Source organism: Rhizobium sp. RU33A (assembly GCF_900156055.1).
GTDB lineage: Bacteria > Pseudomonadota > Alphaproteobacteria > Rhizobiales > Rhizobiaceae > Allorhizobium.
This window is the reverse complement of sequence record NZ_FTMQ01000003.1, coordinates 34,468-54,477: the sequence shown is the minus strand read 5'-3', so window position 1 is coordinate 54,477 and position 20,010 is coordinate 34,468. Positions and strand designations below refer to the sequence as shown.

26 protein-coding genes are annotated in these 20,010 nt (G+C 61.9%); 14 read left to right on the top strand and 12 right to left on the bottom strand.

The window, feature by feature from the left end; genetic code table 11:
- Positions 1 to 49: 49 nt before the first annotated feature.
- Both BW978_RS11060 and BW978_RS11055 read left to right on the top strand, forming a co-directional pair.
- Positions 50 to 298 carry a BrnT family toxin gene (locus BW978_RS11060; protein ID WP_076395102.1) on the top strand — a complete coding sequence of 83 codons (249 nt, stop codon included), beginning with the start codon at positions 50 to 52 and terminating at the stop codon, positions 296 to 298.
- Positions 295 to 606, top strand: coding sequence for a BrnA antitoxin family protein (locus tag BW978_RS11055; RefSeq protein WP_076395100.1), 312 nt, complete (start codon positions 295 to 297; stop codon positions 604 to 606). The genes BW978_RS11060 and BW978_RS11055 overlap by 4 nt, the downstream gene beginning before the upstream one ends.
- A gap of 27 nt (positions 607 to 633) precedes the next feature.
- Here BW978_RS11055 and BW978_RS11050 read toward each other — a convergent pair whose 3' ends face one another.
- Complete coding sequence (locus BW978_RS11050; RefSeq protein ID WP_076396443.1) at positions 634 to 1,269, bottom strand: LysE family translocator; 636 nt, start codon at positions 1,267 to 1,269, stop codon at positions 634 to 636.
- Positions 1,270 to 1,393: 124 nt separating this feature from the next.
- On the opposite strand from BW978_RS11050, the gene BW978_RS11045 reads away from it, so the two are divergent.
- Positions 1,394 to 2,086 (top strand): helix-turn-helix transcriptional regulator, encoded by a 693-nt coding sequence (locus BW978_RS11045; RefSeq protein WP_076395098.1) that lies wholly within the window; start codon positions 1,394 to 1,396, stop codon positions 2,084 to 2,086.
- A gap of 90 nt (positions 2,087 to 2,176) precedes the next feature.
- Here BW978_RS11045 and BW978_RS11040 read toward each other — a convergent pair whose 3' ends face one another.
- Positions 2,177 to 3,229, bottom strand: a complete 1,053-nt coding sequence (locus tag BW978_RS11040) for a fatty acid desaturase (RefSeq protein WP_076395096.1) — start codon at positions 3,227 to 3,229, stop codon at positions 2,177 to 2,179.
- Positions 3,230 to 3,544: 315 nt separating this feature from the next.
- Positions 3,545 to 4,036, bottom strand: a complete 492-nt coding sequence (locus tag BW978_RS11035) for a histidine kinase (RefSeq protein ID WP_076395094.1) — start codon at positions 4,034 to 4,036, stop codon at positions 3,545 to 3,547.
- A gap of 461 nt (positions 4,037 to 4,497) precedes the next feature.
- On the opposite strand from BW978_RS11035, the gene BW978_RS11030 reads away from it, so the two are divergent.
- From BW978_RS11030 to BW978_RS11020, 3 genes are all read left to right on the top strand, one after another.
- Positions 4,498 to 4,707 (top strand): cold-shock protein, encoded by a 210-nt coding sequence (locus BW978_RS11030; RefSeq protein WP_006727165.1) that lies wholly within the window; start codon positions 4,498 to 4,500, stop codon positions 4,705 to 4,707.
- 239 nt (positions 4,708 to 4,946) lie between these two features.
- Positions 4,947 to 5,183 (top strand): 30S ribosomal protein S21, encoded by a 237-nt coding sequence (rpsU, locus tag BW978_RS11025; RefSeq protein WP_054151125.1) that lies wholly within the window; start codon positions 4,947 to 4,949, stop codon positions 5,181 to 5,183.
- 132 nt (positions 5,184 to 5,315) lie between these two features.
- The gene (locus tag BW978_RS11020; RefSeq protein WP_006727163.1) at positions 5,316 to 5,543 is read left to right on the top strand and encodes a hypothetical protein; all 228 of its coding nucleotides are present in this window, start codon (positions 5,316 to 5,318) and stop codon (positions 5,541 to 5,543) included.
- A gap of 77 nt (positions 5,544 to 5,620) precedes the next feature.
- Here the strand turns inward: BW978_RS11020 and BW978_RS11015 are convergent, their stop codons facing one another.
- From BW978_RS11015 to BW978_RS11005, 3 genes are read right to left on the bottom strand one after another with little or no spacing between them, the layout of a single operon-like run.
- Positions 5,621 to 6,397 (bottom strand): VOC family protein, encoded by a 777-nt coding sequence (locus BW978_RS11015; RefSeq protein ID WP_076395092.1) that lies wholly within the window; start codon positions 6,395 to 6,397, stop codon positions 5,621 to 5,623.
- A gap of 29 nt (positions 6,398 to 6,426) precedes the next feature.
- Positions 6,427 to 6,918, bottom strand: a complete 492-nt coding sequence (locus tag BW978_RS11010) for a DUF1579 domain-containing protein (RefSeq protein ID WP_076395090.1) — start codon at positions 6,916 to 6,918, stop codon at positions 6,427 to 6,429.
- A gap of 10 nt (positions 6,919 to 6,928) precedes the next feature.
- Positions 6,929 to 7,660, bottom strand: a complete 732-nt coding sequence (locus BW978_RS11005) for a DUF899 domain-containing protein (protein WP_076395088.1) — start codon at positions 7,658 to 7,660, stop codon at positions 6,929 to 6,931.
- 50 nt (positions 7,661 to 7,710) lie between these two features.
- Between BW978_RS11005 and BW978_RS11000 the strand changes: the two genes are divergently transcribed.
- Positions 7,711 to 8,157 (top strand): MarR family winged helix-turn-helix transcriptional regulator, encoded by a 447-nt coding sequence (locus BW978_RS11000; protein WP_076395084.1) that lies wholly within the window; start codon positions 7,711 to 7,713, stop codon positions 8,155 to 8,157.
- Positions 8,158 to 8,165: 8 nt separating this feature from the next.
- On the opposite strand, the gene BW978_RS10995 is transcribed toward BW978_RS11000, so the two are convergent.
- Entirely contained in the window at positions 8,166 to 8,378 is a 213-nt protein-coding gene (locus BW978_RS10995) for a hypothetical protein (RefSeq protein WP_076395082.1), read from the bottom strand.
- Between the two features lie 227 nt (positions 8,379 to 8,605).
- Positions 8,606 to 9,028, bottom strand: a complete 423-nt coding sequence (locus BW978_RS10990) for an organic hydroperoxide resistance protein (RefSeq protein ID WP_054151131.1) — start codon at positions 9,026 to 9,028, stop codon at positions 8,606 to 8,608.
- A gap of 144 nt (positions 9,029 to 9,172) precedes the next feature.
- Here BW978_RS10990 and BW978_RS10985 point away from each other — a divergent pair, with 144 nt between their 5' ends.
- The 5 genes from BW978_RS10985 to BW978_RS10965 all read left to right on the top strand — a co-directional run bounded on the left by BW978_RS10985 (position 9,173) and on the right by BW978_RS10965 (position 12,908).
- On the top strand, positions 9,173 to 9,628 hold the full coding sequence (locus tag BW978_RS10985; RefSeq protein ID WP_076395080.1) for a MarR family winged helix-turn-helix transcriptional regulator: 456 nt from the start codon (positions 9,173 to 9,175) through the stop codon (positions 9,626 to 9,628).
- 62 nt (positions 9,629 to 9,690) lie between these two features.
- Positions 9,691 to 11,031: a DUF2254 domain-containing protein gene (locus tag BW978_RS10980; protein WP_076395078.1), complete on the top strand. Its 1,341-nt coding sequence runs from the start codon at positions 9,691 to 9,693 to the stop codon at positions 11,029 to 11,031.
- Between the two features lie 81 nt (positions 11,032 to 11,112).
- Positions 11,113 to 12,009 (top strand): class A beta-lactamase, encoded by an 897-nt coding sequence (gene bla, locus BW978_RS10975; protein WP_076395075.1) that lies wholly within the window; start codon positions 11,113 to 11,115, stop codon positions 12,007 to 12,009.
- Positions 12,006 to 12,371: a hypothetical protein gene (locus BW978_RS10970; RefSeq protein ID WP_076395073.1), complete on the top strand. Its 366-nt coding sequence runs from the start codon at positions 12,006 to 12,008 to the stop codon at positions 12,369 to 12,371. The genes bla and BW978_RS10970 overlap by 4 nt, the downstream gene beginning before the upstream one ends.
- A 132-nt stretch (positions 12,372 to 12,503) precedes the next feature.
- Entirely contained in the window at positions 12,504 to 12,908 is a 405-nt protein-coding gene (locus BW978_RS10965; RefSeq protein ID WP_076395071.1) for a host attachment family protein, read from the top strand.
- 110 nt (positions 12,909 to 13,018) lie between these two features.
- Here BW978_RS10965 and BW978_RS10960 read toward each other — a convergent pair whose 3' ends face one another.
- Together BW978_RS10960 and BW978_RS10955 are read right to left on the bottom strand one after the other, a co-directional pair.
- Positions 13,019 to 13,726, bottom strand: a complete 708-nt coding sequence (locus BW978_RS10960; protein ID WP_076395069.1) for a L,D-transpeptidase — start codon at positions 13,724 to 13,726, stop codon at positions 13,019 to 13,021.
- A 157-nt stretch (positions 13,727 to 13,883) separates the two neighbouring features.
- Positions 13,884 to 14,702: a L,D-transpeptidase gene (locus BW978_RS10955; protein WP_076395067.1), complete on the bottom strand. Its 819-nt coding sequence runs from the start codon at positions 14,700 to 14,702 to the stop codon at positions 13,884 to 13,886.
- A gap of 304 nt (positions 14,703 to 15,006) precedes the next feature.
- Between BW978_RS10955 and BW978_RS10950 the strand changes: the two genes are divergently transcribed.
- Positions 15,007 to 17,229 carry a methyl-accepting chemotaxis protein gene (locus BW978_RS10950; RefSeq protein ID WP_076395065.1) on the top strand — a complete coding sequence of 741 codons (2,223 nt, stop codon included), beginning with the start codon at positions 15,007 to 15,009 and terminating at the stop codon, positions 17,227 to 17,229.
- A gap of 74 nt (positions 17,230 to 17,303) precedes the next feature.
- Here the strand turns inward: BW978_RS10950 and BW978_RS10945 are convergent, their stop codons facing one another.
- Entirely contained in the window at positions 17,304 to 18,905 is a 1,602-nt protein-coding gene (locus tag BW978_RS10945; RefSeq protein ID WP_244551939.1) for an MDR family MFS transporter, read from the bottom strand.
- A gap of 65 nt (positions 18,906 to 18,970) precedes the next feature.
- Between BW978_RS10945 and BW978_RS10940 the strand changes: the two genes are divergently transcribed.
- Positions 18,971 to 19,579, top strand: a complete 609-nt coding sequence (locus tag BW978_RS10940; RefSeq protein ID WP_139330469.1) for a MarR family winged helix-turn-helix transcriptional regulator — start codon at positions 18,971 to 18,973, stop codon at positions 19,577 to 19,579.
- Positions 19,580 to 19,743: 164 nt separating this feature from the next.
- On the opposite strand, the gene BW978_RS10935 is transcribed toward BW978_RS10940, so the two are convergent.
- Positions 19,744 to 19,947, bottom strand: coding sequence for a hypothetical protein (locus BW978_RS10935; protein WP_076395063.1), 204 nt, complete (start codon positions 19,945 to 19,947; stop codon positions 19,744 to 19,746).
- Positions 19,948 to 20,010: the final 63 nt, after the last annotated feature.

The following is a 20,010-nucleotide window of genomic DNA, read 5'->3' as shown; positions in this document are numbered from 1 at the left end:
CCAGATTGGCAGGATGCCGGCTTGCGGAATTTCCGTATATACATAAACTATGATCATTGTCTGGGATGAACCGAAGCGGCTCGCGAACATCGACAAGCACGGGCTGGATTTCTCCGACCTGTCGCTTGAATTCTTCCAGCGCGCACTGATCCGCCCAGCCAAGAGAAGCAGGCTGCAGGCAGTCGGTCGTTTGGCAGACGGAACGGTGGCGGTGATCTTTGTTCGACTCGGAACGCAGGGGCTGTCGATCGTTTCGATGCGCCCGGCAAATGCTGCCGAAAGGAGGGCTCTACCATGAAGAAGACCAAACCTGTGGCGGATGGCTTTCATGAGGGCCGTGGGTATACGCGTACCGACTGGGATGAGGTCGGCGACAATCCCGAAATGACCGAGGCAGAGATCGCCGAATTGCGCCCTTTCCGCGAGGTCTTTCCGGATCTCGCCGAGGCGATCGACCGCAAGCTCGCCGGGCGACCGAAGGCGGAGAACCCGAAGAAGGCGATCAGCCTGCGGCTCGACCAGGACGTGATCGATCGCTTCAAGGCAACGGGCGATGGCTGGCAGTCACGCATGAACGAAGCACTGCGCAAGGCGGTGGGGCTGTAAAGTCTGGCGAAGTCCCTTCCCTGCCCTTCACCAACTCCGCCAACCCTCGACGAGCATCAGCACCGCCACCGCGACCAGCATCCAGCCGGCGGCGCGGCCGATCCAGATGGTGACCTGCGGCTTTGAGGTCAGCGCATCTCTCCCTTTGGCGGCGGCGAGCGCAAGACCGCCATAGACGGTCGCCTGGAGAAGAAGGGTGAGCGCGCCCATGACCATGGCCTGGCGCCAGAAGGGGCCGTATTCTGGCCGCATGAACTGCGGGTAGATGGCAAGGATGAAGAGCCAGGCCTTCGGGTTGATGAGGCAGGTGATCAGACCCTGGGTGAAGATGCGGCCTGTCCGGCGCAGCTTCGAGGCTTCGATGCCGTCGATGACGATGGCGCTCTTTGCCAAGGTATAGCCGATCCAGATCATATAGGCGGCGCCGACGATAAGCATCGGGCCAGCGAGTTGCGGAACCAGCGTGGACAGGGTAGCGACCGCGACGGTGCCGAACAGCGTGTGAAAGGCACCGCCGAGCATGATGCCCGAGGTCGCGGCGAAGCCTGCCCGGCGTCCGCCCGTCAGGGCATTGGCGGTGACGAAGATCATGTCCATGCCGGGCACGGTGATGATGCCGGCCAGAAGAAGCGTGAAAAGCCAGAGGTTTTCGGTGTAGGTCATGTCAGTTGTCCATGCTGCAAAGTGGATGGCCGATCCAGGTTTCCGACTGTTTTCAGCCTGTTCGGACATGCTATAGAGAGAGCCAACTGACAGAGCTGTGTCAGTTGTGATGAGGATCTCATCCATGCGCAAGGCTTCCCGGCTGTTCGAGATCATCCAGACCTTGAGGCTCGCCAACCACCCGATAACCGCTCAGCAGATGGCGGAAAAGCTGGAGGTCACGCAGCGGTCGATCTATCGCGATATCGCCGCCCTTCAGGCGATGCGCGTGCCGATCGAGGGCGAGCGTGGGATCGGCTATATCCTGCGCCCCGGCTTTCACCTGCCGCCCTTGATGTTCACGCCTGAGGAAACGGAAGCGATCGTACTTGGCATGGCGCTGACCAAACGCACGGCGGACAGGGAACTGCGGGAGGCATCGGCCCGGGTGCTGGACAAGATTGCGGCTGCCCTTCCAGGCCCACTGCGCGAGGCGATCATCTCGCGCACGCTTTATGCCTGGGGACGGGTGGCAGACGCGCCCGAGGCCATCGACTTTGCGATGATCCGCAGGGCGATCCGCGACGAGGAGGCGCTGGACATCGACTATGTCAACGAGCAGCAGCAGGCGACGACGCGGCGGATCCGGCCGATCGCCGTCATCCACTATGCGGAATCGGAAGTCGTTGTCGCCTGGTGCGAACTGCGCGAGGCCATCCGCAATTTTCGGGTCGACCGGATCAGCGCATGCCGTCAGACGGGAAGGCATTTCCGCCGCGAGGGCGACCGGCTGCGCAAGCTCTGGGTGGCGGGCTGGGAGACGGGCACCAAAGGCTGAGCCGAGGTTTCGCTTCGCATCGTCGGAAAGAAAACGCCCGCTGCTGGATTGAGCAACGGGCGCATCAATCTTGAAATTGTGGTGCAGAGATCAGGCGGCCACAGCCATCCGCCTTGCCTCGCGGAAGGACACGAGGCGGCCTCGGGCTTCATCCCAGAGGACGAGCTTCACGCAGGCGAAGCTTTCCTTCAGCGTGATGCGGCTGATGGTCTTCAGTTCCGGGTGATCGCGCAGGACTTCCGGCAGACGGTAGAAAGGGATCTTGCTCGACAGGTGATGCACGTGGTGCACGCCGATATGGCCAGTCAGCCAGCGCAGACCCCACGGCAGGTCGTAGTGCGAGGCGCCGTGAAGAGCCGCGTGCTGGAACTGCCACTCCGGAGGGTTGGACCAATGGGTGTCTTCGAACTGGTGCTGGACATAGAAGAGCCAGATGCCCAGTGCGCCAGCGAGCAGAACGATCGGCAGATGCACGATCAGGAAGGCATCGAGGCCGGCAAGCCAGATCATCAACGCTGCCGTAATCGCCATGCCGGCATTCGTTGCCATGGTAGAGACCCAGGGCAGAGCGCCATCCTTCATCATGCCGAAGGGCAGACGCTGCTTCAGGAGAAAGACCCAGATCGGGCCGATGCCGAAGAGCACGATCGGATTGCGATAGAGGCGATAGCCGAGGCGACCCATCGGCGACAGGGCCTTGTATTCGGCGACCGTCAGCGTGGTGATGTCACCGACGCCGCGTTCTTCTAGATTGCCGGCTGTCGCATGATGTTCGGCGTGAGCGCGACGCCAATAGTCGTAGGGCGTGAAGGTCAGAACGCCGAGCAGGCGACCGGTCCAGTCGTCCACCGAGCGACGGGCGAAGAAGGCGCCGTGGCCGCAGTCATGCTGGATGATGAACAGGCGCAGAAGGAATGCCGCTGCCGGCACAACGAGCACGAGGCCCGGCCAGAAGGCGTATTCGAAGCTTGCCCAGGCACCGAGCCAGAGCAGCACGAAGGGCACGAGCGTGATGCCGAGCTCGAAGCTCGAGCGAGTCAGGTCCGGCTTGCGATAGGTATTGACGATTTTCAGCCAGGCCTTGGCATCAGGGGACTGGTCTTCGACGATCTGATCGTCGCGGTAATCGAATGCAGCGCTCACAGGCCGGCCTCCGAAAGGTTGGTTTGATCGGGAAAGGCGGCAGAGAGGCTAAAGACGCCCGATATCGGGGCGCACGACACGGGGCATCCGAAGGAGAGGCCCGCAGCAATGGTCATGGTCGGCTGGCTTTCGTGACTTAGAGATCGCCCGTTACTCCTGGAACGGGTTGCCTCTCCTATCAGATCATGGAGGCCTTGTCGCCATGGAACACTGTCGCTTGTCCGGCTGCGGCATTTCGCCGGCCGTTGCGCATGGCGTCCCGGAACGTTCAAGAACCGGGACGCTGGTCTTCTGGTCAGCGACGAGCGGCGCTCATCAGCCGGCCGGCTTCAGCGTTGCGAGGATCTTGCCGACTTCGGGCATGTTCTGGGCTTCGGTTTCCGTGGATGCCCAGTAGGTGACGATGGCGATCTTTTCGTCGGAAAGGCCGATGATGCCCACGCCGATCGACACAGGACCGTCCTTGTCCGTGCCCTTCCAGTCAATGGTCTGGAACGGCATGCCGTTCAAATCGTCCTTCGATTCCTGCTGGCTTGCCGGATCGGGCACCACGCCGTTTTCCTCGAGGAAGGCGAAGACGTCGGTCATCACCTGGTCCATGTCCTCGGCGCCTGCAATGTCGAAGGAGATATAGGTGCCGGCATCGGGAGAGTTCGCCTCGACGCCGTAGTCGGTCTCGGTCGGCTGCCAGTCATCCGGGATATCGACGATGGCGGCCGGTTCATCGGAGGGGAAGGTGAAAGTGCCTGCAAAGGCGGTGGATGCGGTGATCAGGAGGATTGCAGTTGCGGCGAGAAACTTGTTCATCCGAAGGGTCCGTTGATGAGTGACAAGACGTGGCGGAACGCGGTTTTCGATCCGCGGCCGGCGCGTTGTCGTAGCAACACAAGGTCAAGAGAGTCGTACTGTTTTTGCGTGGAACGGCCTGCGGCGATGAAAAAATATCAATGCTTCACGATATGATGAAGAAATATTGAAATGGCGCGCTCCGCCGCTCAACGCACCATTTTTTCGCCGCGGTGCAAAAGTCAATTTGCACAATGATTTCTGAAGCTTCCTGTACGATCTCCGCTTCATGACCGGTCCTGAAACAGCGGGTTTTCAGGTTTTTGCTTGTATCAGCGCGAGCGTTTCCCTATATTGCCGACATCGAAGATTGCGAGCGACTTTGTCTACGCGCTTTTTGCGCACGCCAGATTTCCTTCAACGTCGATATACCAGCCGTCGAATGTCTCGGCGGCAAGCCCAACGATTGAAAGGAAATCGTTATGAACACAGGTACCGTAAAGTGGTTCAACAGCACCAAGGGTTTTGGTTTCATCCAGCCGGATGAAGGCTCTGCCGACGTGTTCGTCCACATCTCTGCAGTTCAGCGCGCCGGCATGCGCGACCTCGTCGAAGGCCAGAAGATCGGCTACGACATCGTCCAGGACAAGCGTTCGGGCAAGAGCTCGGCCGACAACCTGCGCGCCGCTTAATAATCTGTCGCTCGCCCCACTCACCACGAATGTGCTGGCAGAGGGGGCTGAGTGGCGAGGGAAGGTCGGGTTCCGCCCGGCCTTTTTTGTTTATCCTGTGATCGAAGCCATCAGCCGCGATCCATATCTTTGCCCGATTTTGTCGGGATCTTCGCCGGGGCATGGCGCGTTAGCCTGTCGTATCCCCTCCTTTGAAACTCGAAAACAAGCGGGCATCAACGCCCGGAAAGGAAACGACCGTGCAAGTTCTCGTTCGTGACAACAATGTCGACCAAGCACTCCGCGTGCTGAAGAAGAAGATGCAGCGCGAAGGTCTCTTCCGCGAGATGAAGGCCCGCAGCGCCTTTGAAAAGCCGTCTGAGAAGCGCGTGCGCGAAAAGGCGGAAGCCATTCGTCGTCAGCGCAAGCTTGCACGCAAGAAGATGCAGCGCGAAGGCCTTCTGCCGGCTCCGAAGAAGGCAGTGCGTACGCGCTAATGACGCTATGATCCGTGCGCCCTCGGGCGCGCGGACCCGCCCTCCCCGCCACGAAGGCGCAACGCAGTTTGCGACGCGGGCAGGGACCAGACATGCCGAGACAGGCAGCCAGACTGCAGGAAGGATCCGGACATGACCGCCACCAAAGAGACCTTCTTCAAGCCTGAAAAGGTTTCCCCGCAGGACAAGGCCGCTACGACCGACAGCGTTGCCCGCTCGCTGATCGCTCAGGAAGCGACCGCGCGCGAACGCAAGACGGAAACGCTGAAGGCGCTGCGCATGCAACGTGAAGCGCTCGAAGCCGAGCAGGCTCCCGCACCGAAGAAGCGGGCCGTGAAAAAGGCCGTGAAGCGCGGCTGAGCCGAGCACGAACGACCGCAACGATCGAATTCGAAGGAAGCCGGAGCCCGTGCGATACGGTTCCGGCTTCCTCTGTTTCATTTACCTGCTGACGTCAGATTGAAATAAGCGCCCTGCGGATCCCGACAGGCCGCAATCCAGGAGCCGCCGGGCACCTGATGCGGGCCCATCAGCAGCTCGCCACCAAGCGACTTGACCTTGTCTATCGCCGCGTCGATGGCCGGGACGATGAAATAGAAGCCCCAATAGGGCATCGGCATTTCCGGTCGCTTGGTCATCATGCCGCCGATGCCACGGTCGCCGAGCTTGAAGGTCTGGTAGGTGCCCATGGCGTCCATGTCGACGGCCATATCCTTTTCCCAGCCGAACCGGGCGGTGTAGAAGTCCCAGACCTTTTCCCAATCAGCGGCCATTAGCTCATTCCAGCCGACCGTGCCGGTGCTGCCCGGGGTGGGCCAGCTGCCTTCGGAGCCGTCTTCCATCTTCGGGGTCATGATGCAAAGGACAGCGCCCTGGGGGTCCGCGACCACAGCGAATCGGCCAACGCCGGGGATATCCTCAGCGGGACGGCAGATCGTGCCGCCATTGGCTGCATAATCGGCTGCGGTCTGGTCGACATCATCGACGCCGATGTAACCGGACCAGTTTGGCGGGATGCCCTGCCCCTTCATGTCTTCGGTCAGCGCCATCATGCCGGCGACGCCGAAGGGAAACCCGGGCACCGCGAATGAGGTGTAGGTAAAGCCTTCCATCTGCATATCGGTCGGCTCCCAGCCGAGCAGCGAACCGTAAAAGGCCTTTGCTTGTGCCGGGTCGGGGGTCATCAGCTCGTGCCAGATGAATGTGCCATGCATGCGCAGTCCCTCTCTCAATCTGTCGGCTTTCAGCCGATGCGTTTTGCTTCGCTGGTCATGAAGGTGTGAAAACTGCCGTCGGGTTGGCGAACGCTGCCCGAGAAGGTTCTGGTGTCATCATCGACGAAATGGATGACATCACGATAGGTCTCGGTCCGTGCGGGGTCCTGCATGCTCGGCCCCTCGGCCTCGAGCACGAGCGTCCGGCCGTCATCTTCCAGCCAGCCCTTGTAGATCCAGAACTTGTCCATCATCGAGCCGATCCAGCTGCCGACATAGTGGCCGAGGCGCGGATCGTAGCCGAGGGTCATGATCATGGTGGCGCGGTCGCCATCACCGCCCATGCCGCCCTCACCTTCCGCGACGACCCAGAGGCCGCCGATGGAGCGGACCTTCTCGGTCCAGCGTTTTTCCGGATCGTCTGGGTCGTAGCCATCCATGCCGGTCGAGGTCACGAAGAGCCAGTCGCCGACCAGCCGATCGAGGACACGGTGATGTTCGCTGGGTTTTGGAAACTCCATGACATCCTCCTCAGTGGCAGCAGCCGGCCTTTGCCGCCGGCTTTGCCACGTACTCGTCCTTGCGCTTGACGAAGCTCAGGGTACCCGTTTCGTTGCGGCCGAGCGGCGCATGATCGAGGATCATCAGTGTGCCCAGCGCCTCCTCCCCGCCCCGGGCATATTGCGAATAGGTGTGGAAGATCTCGCCCTTGTCGTTGCGGTAAAAGGCGGACAGGCCCGGCAGTTCGTCGAAGGCCCGGTCGCTCGGGGTTTCGCGGAAATTGTAGTTCACCGAACCGGAAGCGAGCTCCTCCTTGGTGAAGGAGACGTGGAAATCGTAGTTGAAGTCGCTGCCTGCGGACGAGACCCAGGGGAAACGCCAGTTCATACGGCGCTTATAGGCCTCGATCTTTTCGAGCGGCGCCCGCGATACGGTGACGAGGGTCACGTCGTGATTGTTGAGATGCGGCAACATGCCGTCGATATGATCGCCGAAGAAGGAGCAGCCCTCGCAGCCGGCATCCCAATCGGGATGAAACATGAAATGGTTGATCATCAGCTGGCTGCGACCATCGAACAGGTCGGCAAGCGTCTTTTCGCCCGATGGTGACTGGAAGTGGTAATCCTTCTCCATGCGCACCCATGGCAAGGCGAGGCGCGCGGCGTTTACCCGGTCGCGCTGGCGGGTCAGCTCCTTCTCTTGCAGAAGCAGGGATTTGCGGGCCTCCAGCCACTCCTCCCGCGAAACAACCGAATATTCCATTTTGCTGTTCCTCCTCTTGACATTTACGTTGATATCAACATATTTAGTCCATGTCAAATATGCCTCTGATTCCCTATGCCACGACCATCCATGTCAGAGATAACTGTCTTTGCCTGCATGCCCAGCGCGCTGCACGGGCGCTCGCTCGCCGCTTCGATCTGGCATTGAAGCCAGTCGGGCTCACCAACCAGCAATTCTCCCTGATGATGGCGTTGAACCGGCCGGAACCGCCGCCCATGGGGCCTGTTGCCAGACTTCTGGCCATGGATCGCACCACGCTGACAGCGGCGCTGAAGCCGCTTTCTGCGCGCGGCTGGGTCGCGATCGAGCCAGACCCAAAGGATAAGCGCGGCAAGCGCTTGCGGCTGACCGATGAGGGCGCACGCGCGCTCTCAAGTGCCGTGCCGATCTGGACCGGTCTGCATGGCGAGATCGAGGCCGGCATGCAGGCCGACCCCGCAATCCTTCGCCGCGGACTGCTGGAGGTCAGTGCCTGACGGCTGCCTCAGCCGAGGCCAAGCGGCAGCGCGACCAAGGGACCGATCAGCATGATCGTCGCCATAACGAGCGCCACCCGATCGCGGCCCTCGAAGAGCGGCCCGCGGAAGGCGGATGCCGGGTAGCTGCGGCGGATCTCGTGACGGGTGACTTCCTCGACCGGAAGATCCGGCGACAGGCGGTGATCCTCGTAGATTGCATTGGCTGTTGTGGTTTGCATGGTTTCGTCCTCGATTGTTGGTATCAAGGTCGAACCGGGAATAGGGCAAAGGGTTCCCCTCCCCCCGCTTGTTGCGCTTTCCGCTTAACTGGCGGCTGCGATTTGGCACCGGCTCAATGATGGCGGCGACCCGGACAATCGTCGCGGCTCGGGAGCATGCGACGCGGACATGAAAAAGGCCGGCGCGAGGCCGGCCTTCGGGCGGTGGATATCTCGATTGAGACCGATCAGATGACCGAGACCGGAACTTCGGTCGAGGTGCGCATCGCGTGGCTGTAGGGGCAGACGATGTGGGCAGCCGCAACCAGCTTCTCGGCCAGCTCGCGCTCCATGCCGGGGATCTCGACCGAAAGCTTCACTTCGATGCCGAAGCCAGTGCCGTCTTCGCGCGGGCCGATGCCGACTTCGGCGTGGACCTTGGCGTTTTCCGGGATCTTCACCTTTTCCTTGCCGGCAACGGCCTTCAGCGCGCCGAGGAAGCAGGCGGAATAGCCGACGGCAAAGAGCTGCTCGGGATTGGTGCCGGTCGCGCCGTCGCCGCCGAGTTCCTTCGGGGTGGTGAGCGTGACATCGAGTACGCCATTGTCGGAGGCGCCATGACCGGAGCGGCCGCCGGTGGCATGTCCATGTGCGGTGTAAAGAATAGCCATAAGGTGTTCTCCTTGTTTTGTGGTTGGTGAGTTTCTATATAGTACACAATTGAATTGCGCGCAATTGTTTTTTGCGCATTGAAATGTGCGCCTATTTTGGCCACTGTGGAAACAATAGATGCCGAAAGGGGTTCATCAAGGGCCATGGACGACGAAACGCTCGAAAAGGAACTTAGGCTGGACAAGCAACTGTGCTTTGCGCTCTACGGCGCAGCACATGCTTTCACGCGTGCCTACAAGCCACTGCTGACGCCGCTAGGGCTGACCTATCCGCAATATGTGGTGATGATGGCGCTGTGGGAGGAAGACGACATCTCGGTGAAGGCGCTGGGTGAAAAGGTCGGACTTGATTCCGGCACGCTGTCGCCGCTTTTGAAGCGGCTCGAACAGATTGATTACGTCTCACGGCGCCGGGATGCGGCCGACGAACGCGTGGTGTTCATCACGCTGACGGAGGAAGGGCGGGCACTCAAGACGCGTGCGCTCGAAGTCTTTTCGACGATCGGCAACCAAATCGGCTGCGACATTTCCGAGATCGAGAGCCTGCGCGACAGTCTCAAGCGGTTGAAGGGGCATCTCGAGGCGATCGGCGGGGACTGACCCTGGAGCCACGCTACCCGTCACCATCGGGAGCAATCCGCAGCCTTGCGCGTTGTGGAACAATGGACAAGGCGCGCAATCTTTTCGACATCGTCAGGAGTCAGCTCTGGCTTCTACCTCTCATCTTTTCGGGCCTTGCGGCCCTACTCGCCATTCTGATGATCAGTTACGGGCACCTCCTGGGGCCTGATGTGGTGCGCGGGGCATGGTGGCTCTATAGCGGCGAGGCCGAGACGGCGCGGCAGCTGCTGAGCAGCCTTCTATCCGGGTTGATGACCATGACGTCGCTGGTGATCTCCGTGACCTTCGTCATCCTGACGCTTGCGGCCAACCAGCTCGGGCCGCGACTGATTTCCCACTTCATGGCCGACCGGCAGATCCAGGCCGTGCTCGGCCTGTTCATTGGCACGATCCTCTATCTCATCCTCGTCTTGCGGACGATCTCCGACACGCTGGGCGCGGACGGGGTTCCGCATCTGGCGATCTCGGCCGGCAGCCTGCTGACGGTCATCTGCCTGATGGCGCTCCTGTTCTACATCCACAAGGTGGCGCGCCTGATCATCGCCGACAACATGGTGCACGCATTGCACCGCAATCTGGTCGTGACAGTCGACGAGGTCTTGCCCGACAAGCCGCCGAGCCATGCCGAAGACGTCGCCCGCTTTGCCGGCATTGGCCAACCGGTCGCGCTCGGCAAGGTCGGACATGTGCAGGTGATCGACTATCGCGCGCTGACCCGCATCGCGGCGGAGAAGGATCTGAGGATCGATGTGGCGGTCAGGGCCGGTCAATATCTGCTGTCGCGAGGCGACCATTTCACCATCTTCTCCGGAGCTGGCGGCGATGGGACCGACATCGACGACAAGACGATCGCGGCCTTGCGTGGATGCTTCACCATGGGGCTGCAGAACACGACCGCGCAGGACCTCGAATTCAGCATCCGGCAGCTCACCGAAATCGCGGTGCGGGCGCTTTCGCCGGGGATCAACGACCCGTTCACTGCGGTTGCCGTCATCGACCGGCTAGCCGCCTCCTTCGAGGCTGTGCAGCAGCGCCCCCTGCCCTATCGGCAGTATCACGATGACGATGGAGTGCTGCGCCTGATCGTCAGCCGTTCCGACTATCGCCACATGCTCAACACAGGCTTCCGGTCGATCCGCCAGGCGGGCGCCGACCAGCCGCTGGTGCTGATGCGGATTGCCGCCCGGCTTGCCGATCTTGCCCATTCCGGGCGTTCGCCTGACCAGGCCGACGCATTGAAGGAGCAGTTGGCAGCTCTGGAACAGACGGTCGACAATTGCCATTCCGTCGAGAACGACAAGTCGTCCATGGAGGCTTATCTCAGTGAAACTCGCCAGGTTCTGGCAGCGATCGAGACGGCGCCGGCTGACAATCCGGCTTGATCGCTGTCCCCACCTCTCCTGTCGCGTGCCTCCCTGATGCCTTGATTGCCCCCGATGCAGGCAGCAGAAGGAGAGATTCGCATGACACAATCGAGACCCCGTACCGCCCGCCGGATCACTGCCCAGATCCAGCTTCTCGTTCTGCCGCTGATGCTCCTGGGCATAGCGATGCCAGCGTCCGTGCAGGCTGCCGAAGGCCAAATCGTTGCGGCGGCCAAGCGCGTGGAGCAGAAGCTCGGCATGCGAGTCGGGCTTTCGGTGATCGACACGGGCAGCGGCGCAGTTGTCGCCTACCGGGACGATGAGCGCTTCGCCATGGCGAGCACCTTCAAGTCGCTCGCCTGTGCGGCAGCCCTGTCGGGTGGCGATGCGGTTCTCGAGCAGACGACACGCATCACAAAGGCGGACCTGCGTCCTTATTCGCCGGTGACGGAGACGCGGGTGGGGACAAGCCTCTCCACGCGGGAGCTGTGCGAAATCACCCTGCGGACCAGTGACAATGCCGCGGCAAATGCGATCCTCAAAGTGCTCGGCGGGCCGGCCGAAGTGACAGGCTTCCTGCGCGGTATCGGCGATGCGACCACGCGGCTCGATCGCTATGAGCCAGAGGTCAACGAGGCGAAACCCGGCGACCCGCGCGACACGACGACACCGCAGGCGATGGCGCAGACGCTGCAAGGTCTGCTCGTCGGCGACGCGCTTGCCCCTGCCGCCCGCGACCAGCTCGACGCATGGATGACCGCCAATGCGGTGGCGGACGGCCTCTTGCGGTCCAAGCTGCCGAAGAGCTGGACGATCGCCGATCGCAGCGGTGCCGGCGGGCATGGCACGCGTGGGGTGATCGCTGTCGTACGGCCGCCGAAAGGCGCGCCGCTCGTCGTCGCGATCTACATGGACGGCAAGGCCCATCCGCTGAAGACGCGAGACGCGGCGATTGCCGAGATCGGCGAAGCGGTCTTTGCGGATTTTGCGCGATGACTGGTCGGACGATCGTCCGTCTGGCCTTCACGCTGTCACTGGCCACGACACTGATGGCTCCCGGCACGCATGCCGTGGCGCAGGAAGCCGGCAGGACAGCGGAGGAGCGCTCCGACTGGCAGCGGAAGAAATGCGACGTCTACCGGAAGGCCTTTGCCGATATTCTCGACCATGTCGGACGCGAGGGCGTCTCGGATATGTTCATGGCCCGGAACCAGGCATTCATCGACAGCGGCTGTCTTGCCGATGTCGATGCCTGTCCGCAGACGGAAGCCGACATCGAGGTCGCCAATGGTCTTACGATCGCCAGTATGAATGCAGGTGCTGCGAGCTCGTTCAGCCCGTTTCGCTGTCGGGAATAAGCCGCGTCAATCCGTCGTCGCGGCGGACGCTTGGAACGCGGAACCGATCTGCACGCCAAGGGTTGTCCTTCGGTCAACTGCGGTGACGACACCCTCGGGTGAGCGCCGCACAGACCATCAAGGAGAATGCCCATGCAAGTACCGCAGAATGCCGTGATTGCCGTTGCCGACGGCGAGAAGCTGAGCCTCTTCCAAAACGAAGGGAATGCTCTGGATATCAAGCTGAAGGCCATTCCGTCAGACGAGATCGACGGTTCGAAAATCCCATCCGGCGCCCGCCATTCCAGCAGCGCCGCCAATCCTGACGACAGCCAGCAGGACGAGGACGGCTTCAGCAACGGCATCACCGAGATGCTGAACAAGCAGGTGCTCGACGGAAAGATCAAGAACCTCGTGATCATCGCGGCACCACGGACACTCGGCGAGATGCGCAAGAGCTACCACAAGCAGCTCTCGGCAGTGCTGATCGGGGAGCTCGACAAGGATCTGACAGGTCACTCCGTGCAGGCAATCGAGAAGGCGCTGGAAGCCGCCTGATCCTGACGCGCATTCGAGAACCCGGAATGCAAACAGGCCCCGCCGTCAGCGGCGGGGCCTTCTGTCTTTCTTACGGTGATCGCCGTGCGCGATCCGGTCGAGAACGCCGGTTACTGACGGACGACGATCTTTGCCTTGGTCGGCACGCGTTCGTAGAGATCGATGATGTCCTGGTTCATCAGGCGCACGCAACCGGAAGAGACGGCCTTGCCGATGGAGCTCCATTCCGGCGAACCGTGCAGACGGTAGAGCGTGTCCTGACCGTTCTGGAAGATGTAGAGCGCACGCGCCCCCAGCGGATTGTCGAGGCCGCCGGGCTTGCCGCCGTTGCGGACGGAATAGATCTCAAGCTCGGGCTGGCGGGCGATCATCTCGTCCGGCGGGGTCCATTTCGGCCACTTCTGGCGCCACTGGATGACGCCGGCGCCACCCCAGGCAAAGCCGTCGCGACCAATGCCGACGCCATAGCGCATGGCGGTGCCGCCGCGCTCGACGAGATAGAGGTAGCGGTTCGGGGTATCGACGACCACGGTGCCGGGCGCTTCGCCGGTGGGATCGATGACCTGCTGGCGATAGAAGCGCTCCGGAATGCGCCAATAGGGGACGGCCGGAATGACGTAGCCGCCGTCATAGACTTCGCCGTACATGGCATCGAGTTCAGGGGTGCGGCCGCTCGGTGCGGCCGGCACAACCGGGCCCTCAAGACGGGCGTCTGCCGGGAGCGGACGGGAGGTGGTGCAGCTGGCCAGCAGGGATGCCGCGCCGAGGCCTGTCAGGGACAGAAGCGACCGACGGGTCAAATTGGGTGTAGAGGACATTTAGGTATGAGTTTCCTGTAGCAGTTCTGCGGATGAAGACGCTGGGAGGTGCGCTTTGTTCCGCGATGATGCGATGCAAACAGGAAAGCTTCAATTAAAGCAACGCCACCACCCCCTCACGTTTTGGAGAGAGGGCTAACGTCGCAAATCAGTGTCGCTAAATGACAACAATCGGGGTGTTGTCGGGCACGCGATCGAAGAGATCGATGACATCCTGATTGAACATGCGCACGCAGCCCGAGGAGGTCGCCTTGCCGACCGACTGCCAGTCCGGCGTACCATGGACACGGTAGAGCGTATCCTTGCCGTCCTGATAGATGTAGAGCGCACGCGCACCGAGCGGGTTGTTGAGGCCGGCGACCAGACCGCCGCGGGCGGCGGAAACGGGCCGTAGGTTCGGATTGTTCTCGACCATGTTGTCGGTCGGCGTCCAGTGCGGCCACTTCGCCTTGCGCTTGATCACGCCGCGGCCCGACCAGGCATAACCGTCACGGCCGAGACCGACGCCATAACGGATCGCCTTGCCGTTCGGCTGGACGAGATAGAGGTAATGCGCCCTGGTATCAACGACGATGGTGCCGGGGGCTTCCGTCGACTGGTAGCTCACCTCCTGGCGCAGCATGTCGGAGCGCACGCGATCGAGCGGGATGGCGGGAAGCGTGTGACCGTCATCGACCATCACGCCGTAGAGCGTGCGATGCAGCGGATTGGAGACCGGAAGACCATAGGTCTGGTGGAACTGCGTCTGGTAGAGGCTGCGCTTTTGCGGTGCGGACTGGTCGGCGGCCGGCGGCGTGCGGGCCGGATCGTACCAGACCGGGGCCACCTCGTCCTGGAAGACCTCGATGTTCATGCGGCTGGTATCGGTCATCAGGATGCAGCCCGAGAGCGAGCCGACAAGCGCCGTGCCGAGGCCGAGCGACAAGAGCCGCTTCGACAGGAGGGAGGCCGGGCCGGACGGGAGAGGCTTCAACATGCTGCACCGATTCACTGACATCGTTGCGCGCAACCTGTCAGCTGCGGCTGGCGCGAAGCTTATGGCTGCATGGACCGGCCCGCGCACGAGCGGCCTGACGCGTGCGCAAACGGGGAAAGGCGCCCTCGCGGAACCGAAACAAGGCTCGCCGGCATCCATGAGCTGCATATAAACCGGCTCTGCAGCTTAAAATGATTAAGTCAGTGCGAAATTTAGGGATCGTCCAATTAGCCTTTCATCACTTTTTAAGATGACGCGATCAGGATCGCGCTATCATTCCCCCTTTGGTCAAGGACTGACTCGCGTGCTCAACAACATGAAAATCGGAAGCAAGATCTACCTGGGGTTCGGATCTGTTCTGCTGGTGCTCGGTGTGATTGCCGGGGCAGGCGTCTATTCGAACCTGACGAATGTGGCGTCGTTCGGCGAGTATCGCGAGAGCGCCAAGGAGACAAATGAAGCGGGTCGCATCCAGGCCAACATGCTGGAAGCGCGGCTTGCCTTCCGTAAGTTCCGCGCCGAGCCCACCGAAGAGTTGAAGCAGGACGTCATTACACGGCTAGCGACGACGAAAGCATCGATCGACACGATGCTTGGCTTCGGCCTGAGTGATGCTGAAAGGGCGGCCGCATCCGGTTTTCACCCCTTCGTCGACACTTATGCCCAAGGCTTCGACAAGGTTGTGGCCCTGCAGAATGAGCGCGAAGAACTCGTGGACAGAACGCTCGACACCCTCGGACCGAAGATGGCCGAGGATCTGGCGGCAATCAATCAATCGGTGGCATCCTCCGGGAACGTCGAGGCAGTCGCTACGCTCGAACGATTGAAGTATGAAATCAGCAGCTTGCGCCTGGGAACGAACAAGTTCCTGCTGACCAACAGCGAAGCCGCATTCGAAGACGCCAAGACGTTTGCAGAGACCGCGCGCGCGGACATCGCAAAAATCAAGTCGAGCTCCACCGATTCCAGCATTACGGCCACGCTGGACACGGTGACCGCCGACTTGGCGACTTATGAAGCTGCGCTCCAGTCGGTGCATCAGGTGATCCAGAGCCGGAACCAGGTGATCAACGAGACGATGAACGTCGCCGGGGAAGCGCTCTCCGATTCCGTGGAGCAGCTGAAGCTCGACCTGAAGAAGGAACAGGACACGCTGGGGCCGAGCATACAGGCGACGATGGAGACCGCCGTCGTGATCGGCAGCACGCTCGCGGCCGTCGGTCTCGTCATGGCCGGTGTCATCGCCTTCTTCATTGCACGCAGCATCACGCAGCCGATTGGCCAGATTACCGGCGCCATGGGTGCGCTCGCCGACAACAAGCTTGAGACCGTCATCCCTGGCCTCGACCATAAGAGCGAGATCGGGTTGATGGCCAAGGCCGTCGACGTCTTCAAGCAGAACGGCATCAAGATCCGCGATCTCGCGGCCCAGGAAGCAGCACTGCAGGAGAAGAATGCCGACCTGCAGTCGAACATCGCGACCGTGGTCGATGCCGCCGTTGCCGGCGACTTCACCCGCCGCATCACCAAGCGCTACGACAATCCGGACCTCGACCGCTTCGCCGCCAACGTCAACACGCTGGTCGAATCCGTCGACGCCGGCATCGCCGAGACCGGACGCGTGATCTCGGCGCTGGCGAAGGGTGACCTGACCGAGAGCATGGAAGGTCAATATAAGGGTGTCTTTGCCAGCCTGCAGACGAATGTGAACGAAACCATGGGCAGCCTGCGCAACCTGATGCAGCAGGTTCGCCATTCGGCCGATGCGATCAACGGTGGTGCCGACGAAATCCGCCAGGCCTCAGACGACCTGTCGCGGCGCACGGAGAACCAGGCCGCCTCGCTGGAGGAAACCTCTTCGGCGCTTGAGGAAATCACGGTGGCCGTGAAGACTTCGACCGCGCGGGCTCAGGAATCGAGCAAGATGGTGACGGAAGCCCGGCAGTTCGCCGAAGCGTCTTCCAGCGTGGTGGGCGAAGCGACGTCGGCGATGAGCCGGATCGAGCAGGCTTCGAAGGAAATTTCGCAGATCATCAACGTGATCGACGAGATCGCCTTCCAGACCAACCTCTTGGCGCTGAATGCCGGCGTCGAGGCGGCACGAGCCGGCGAGGCAGGCAAGGGCTTTGCCGTCGTCGCCCAGGAAGTGCGCGAACTTGCGCAGCGGTCGGCGACAGCTGCAAAGGACATCAAGACGCTGATCACAAAGTCGTCGCAGGAGGTGCAGACCGGGGTGGACCTTGTCAGCTCCACCGGCCAGGCCCTCAGCGACATCCAGACAAAGGTGATCGGCATTGCTGGCCAAGTCACCTCGATCGCGACGGCCGCCCAGGAGCAATCGCTCGGGCTGACCGAGGTCAACACGGCCGTCAACCAGATGGACCAGATGACCCAGCAGAACGCCGCGATGGTGGAAGAAGCTGCGGCCAGCACCGCAAAGCTTGCCGAAGAGACCGCGCATCTGCGCGCCCTCGTCGCCCGCTTCAAGGTTCAGCGGGAAGCCGGCGCGCAGCGCTACGCCGCCTGATCGCCCCAAAGCCATCTGAGAAGACAAGACCCCGGCACTTCGCGCGCCGGGGTCTTTTTGTTTCGTTTTGAACGTTATGCGCGGGCGGCTACGGCTTCCTTGCCCTCGCCTTCGCGCGGCAGGCGGATGTTGGGCAGCAGGAGCGCTGCGATCAGGCCGATGACCATCATGCCCGAGGCCGTCAGGAAGAGCGGCACGAAGGCGTCGGAATAGGCGTTGGCGACGAGGGTCCGGGCGGCATCCGGCAGGGCAGCCAGAGCTTCGGGTGTGAGGTTGCGGAAATCGACGCCGCCGGGCAGTGCGATCTGGACATGGGTGAGGCCTGAACTGACGATCGCGCCGTAGATGGAGATGGCGATCGCGGCGCCGCCCATGCGCGTCAGCGTGACCGTGCCGGTGGCGGCCCCGACATCGGCTTTTGCGGCGGCGTTCTGGACGCCGATGACCGGCACCTGCTGGCCGATGCCGACGCCGAAGCCCTGCAAGAGCATGACAAGTGCGATGAAGATCAGCGGGGTTCCGGCGTGCAGGAAGGAGAAGATGCCAAGACTGATGACGCCGAGGGCCGCAGAGGCAATCGAAAAGGGCTTGTAGCGGCCGGTGCGCGCAATCAGGCGGCCGGCGGCGATGGAGCCGATGGCGATGCCACCTGTGGTCGCGACGAAGAGCAGGCCGGCCATGGAGGGCGAAAGACCTGTCGTCGTCTGCAGGAAAAGCGCGATGTAGTTGACCGAGCCGATGCCGATGGCGCCGGAGACGATCGAGATAATCAGCAACAGGTTGATGGTCGGTTTGGAGAAGAGCGAGAGCGGCACGACAGGTTCCGGCGCGCGGCGCTCGACCAGGACCCAGCCCGTGGCACACAGAGCACCGAAGGCGACAACGGCGAGGCTTTCCCAGGCAATCAGTGAGCCGAAGATCTGGCCACTATCAGCCCAGAAGACGATGGAGGCGACAGCACCGGCAAGGAGGATGGCACCGGCATAATCGATCTTCGGCTTCCGGTTCGGCTTGCGATAGGGAAGCAGGAAGGCAAGACCGATGAGGACCGCGATGCCGATCGGCAGGTTGACGAGGAATATCGAGCGCCAGCCGAAGAGATCGGACAGCGTACCGCCAAGGACGGGGCCGAGCGCGCCCGAGGCCATCAGCACGAGGCTGGCATAGCTCTGGTAGCGGGCCCGTTCGCGCGGTTCGAAGAGATCGGCATTGATCGAGAAGATCGACACCATGATGCCGCCGCCGCCCAATGCCTGCAGGACGCGGGCGGCAATCAGCGTGTCCATGGAGACGGCAAGACCGCAGACCAGCGAGCCGACGGTGAAGATCGCGATCGCTGCCATAATCACGTATTTGCGGCCGAAGAGATCACCCAGCTTGCCATAGAGCGGCATGACGGCGCTGGTGGTCAGCAGATAGGCGGAGCCGACCCAGCCGAAGCGTTCCAGCTCGCCGAATTCGCCAACGATGGTGGGCAGAGCGGTGGAAACGATCTGGTTGTCGAGGGTCGCCATGAACATGGCCGACATCAGCAGGAGATAGACGAAAAGGCGGAGCCTGGGATCGGTGACCAGCGGCGTATTGTCTGCGGTCGGCCCGCCGGTGGCGCTCGTCGTCGGGTGCGGTTCGAAACGGGGTTCGGGGCCGGAGGGGGCGGCATTGGTGGCTCTGGTCATGGATCGGGGGCTCCTGTCTGTCCCACAAAATGTGCCCCTTGCAATTATATGTCAATAGCACATATTTGCTGAAGGCATTCATTTTGCTTTCCGCACGGTCCGACCTTTGCTATGCTGGAACCATGATGTCTGCTTCGCACTCCCAAGCCTCTGGCGATGAGCCGGTGACCGAAATTCCAGACGCTCTGCCTGAAGGCGGGGATTCGTCCCTGGCCATCATCGGGCATGCCATGACGCGCATGCGGCTGTTGATCGGCCGCCGCTTCATCGGGCGCATGGCGTTGAAACGCATCGGCACAGGGCTGGAACTCTCGGACCTCGATGCCATCGGCGTCATCAAGCGGATCGGCAGCCAGCAGGAGGTCACGGTCGGCACGATCGCCGAACAACTGAGGATCGATCCCTCGCGGGGCAGCCGGATCGTGGCCGATCTCGTCAAACAGGGCCTGCTTGAGCGGGCGGCCTCGCAAGAGGACGGACGCCGCAGCCTGGTCCGGGTGACGGCGGCAGGGCGCAAGGTGCTCGACGAGATCGAGGCCATCAAGCGCGAGACGATCACCGAGGCGACCGCCGGTTGGTCTGACGAGGATGTGGAGGCGTTCGCGCGGCTCTATGCCCGCTTCACGGAAGGGCTGGAGGTGCAGTTCAAGCGCTTCGAGGATACCGAAGGCTGACGGTCTCAAGGCGGAACGGCAGCGGGTAGCAGGGACGGAAACGACCCGACCGGCATTCCCTCCCCCGAGAAAATGCCGGCCGGTCGTCATGGGACTGGTTGTTCACCACCCTCCCCGCTCCGCCAGGACAGGAAGGGCTTGCGTCCCACGCCGAAGAGAATGGCTCAGACCGGCTTCGGTCCTTGCAAGGCGTTGTAGATCTTCTTGGCCAGCACGGCCGAAAGCGGGATCGAGAGCACAAGACCGGCAGCGAAAGCCGCCGCGATCTGCCAGCCTTCGCGCATATCGAGCGACAGGACCGCGATCACCGCCGCACCGCCGACGGCGCTTGCGACGAGGATATAGAGTACTGCAGCGAGGCGAAGCATGATCGTTTTCCTTCGTGTTCATGTCTTTCTGTTCTGACAATAGGATCAAGTCGGCAAGTTTCC

What these genes read in the sequence shown, in the direction of transcription:
- BW978_RS11060 (WP_076395102.1), top strand. Translation starts at nt 50, where the DNA reads ATGATCATTGTCTGGGATGAACCGAAGCGGCTCGCGAACATCGACAAG.
- BW978_RS11055 (WP_076395100.1), top strand. Translation starts at nt 295, where the DNA reads ATGAAGAAGACCAAACCTGTGGCGGATGGCTTTCATGAGGGCCGTGGG.
- BW978_RS11050 (WP_076396443.1), bottom strand. Translation starts at nt 1,269, where the DNA reads ATGACCTACACCGAAAACCTCTGGCTTTTCACGCTTCTTCTGGCCGGC.
- BW978_RS11045 (WP_076395098.1), top strand. Translation starts at nt 1,394, where the DNA reads ATGCGCAAGGCTTCCCGGCTGTTCGAGATCATCCAGACCTTGAGGCTC.
- BW978_RS11035 (WP_076395094.1), bottom strand. Translation starts at nt 4,036, where the DNA reads ATGAACAAGTTTCTCGCCGCAACTGCAATCCTCCTGATCACCGCATCC.
- BW978_RS11030 (WP_006727165.1), top strand. Translation starts at nt 4,498, where the DNA reads ATGAACACAGGTACCGTAAAGTGGTTCAACAGCACCAAGGGTTTTGGT.
- BW978_RS11020 (WP_006727163.1), top strand. Translation starts at nt 5,316, where the DNA reads ATGACCGCCACCAAAGAGACCTTCTTCAAGCCTGAAAAGGTTTCCCCG.
- BW978_RS11015 (WP_076395092.1), bottom strand. Translation starts at nt 6,397, where the DNA reads ATGCATGGCACATTCATCTGGCACGAGCTGATGACCCCCGACCCGGCA.
- BW978_RS11010 (WP_076395090.1), bottom strand. Translation starts at nt 6,918, where the DNA reads ATGGAGTTTCCAAAACCCAGCGAACATCACCGTGTCCTCGATCGGCTG.
- BW978_RS11005 (WP_076395088.1), bottom strand. Translation starts at nt 7,660, where the DNA reads ATGGAATATTCGGTTGTTTCGCGGGAGGAGTGGCTGGAGGCCCGCAAA.
- BW978_RS11000 (WP_076395084.1), top strand. Translation starts at nt 7,711, where the DNA reads ATGTCAAATATGCCTCTGATTCCCTATGCCACGACCATCCATGTCAGA.
- BW978_RS10995 (WP_076395082.1), bottom strand. Translation starts at nt 8,378, where the DNA reads ATGCAAACCACAACAGCCAATGCAATCTACGAGGATCACCGCCTGTCG.
- BW978_RS10990 (WP_054151131.1), bottom strand. Translation starts at nt 9,028, where the DNA reads ATGGCTATTCTTTACACCGCACATGGACATGCCACCGGCGGCCGCTCC.
- BW978_RS10985 (WP_076395080.1), top strand. Translation starts at nt 9,173, where the DNA reads ATGGACGACGAAACGCTCGAAAAGGAACTTAGGCTGGACAAGCAACTG.
- BW978_RS10980 (WP_076395078.1), top strand. Translation starts at nt 9,691, where the DNA reads ATGGACAAGGCGCGCAATCTTTTCGACATCGTCAGGAGTCAGCTCTGG.
- bla (WP_076395075.1), top strand. Translation starts at nt 11,113, where the DNA reads ATGACACAATCGAGACCCCGTACCGCCCGCCGGATCACTGCCCAGATC.
- BW978_RS10970 (WP_076395073.1), top strand. Translation starts at nt 12,006, where the DNA reads ATGACTGGTCGGACGATCGTCCGTCTGGCCTTCACGCTGTCACTGGCC.
- BW978_RS10965 (WP_076395071.1), top strand. Translation starts at nt 12,504, where the DNA reads ATGCAAGTACCGCAGAATGCCGTGATTGCCGTTGCCGACGGCGAGAAG.
- BW978_RS10960 (WP_076395069.1), bottom strand. Translation starts at nt 13,726, where the DNA reads ATGTCCTCTACACCCAATTTGACCCGTCGGTCGCTTCTGTCCCTGACA.
- BW978_RS10955 (WP_076395067.1), bottom strand. Translation starts at nt 14,702, where the DNA reads ATGTTGAAGCCTCTCCCGTCCGGCCCGGCCTCCCTCCTGTCGAAGCGG.
- BW978_RS10945 (WP_244551939.1), bottom strand. Translation starts at nt 18,905, where the DNA reads ATGACCAGAGCCACCAATGCCGCCCCCTCCGGCCCCGAACCCCGTTTC.
- BW978_RS10935 (WP_076395063.1), bottom strand. Translation starts at nt 19,947, where the DNA reads ATGCTTCGCCTCGCTGCAGTACTCTATATCCTCGTCGCAAGCGCCGTC.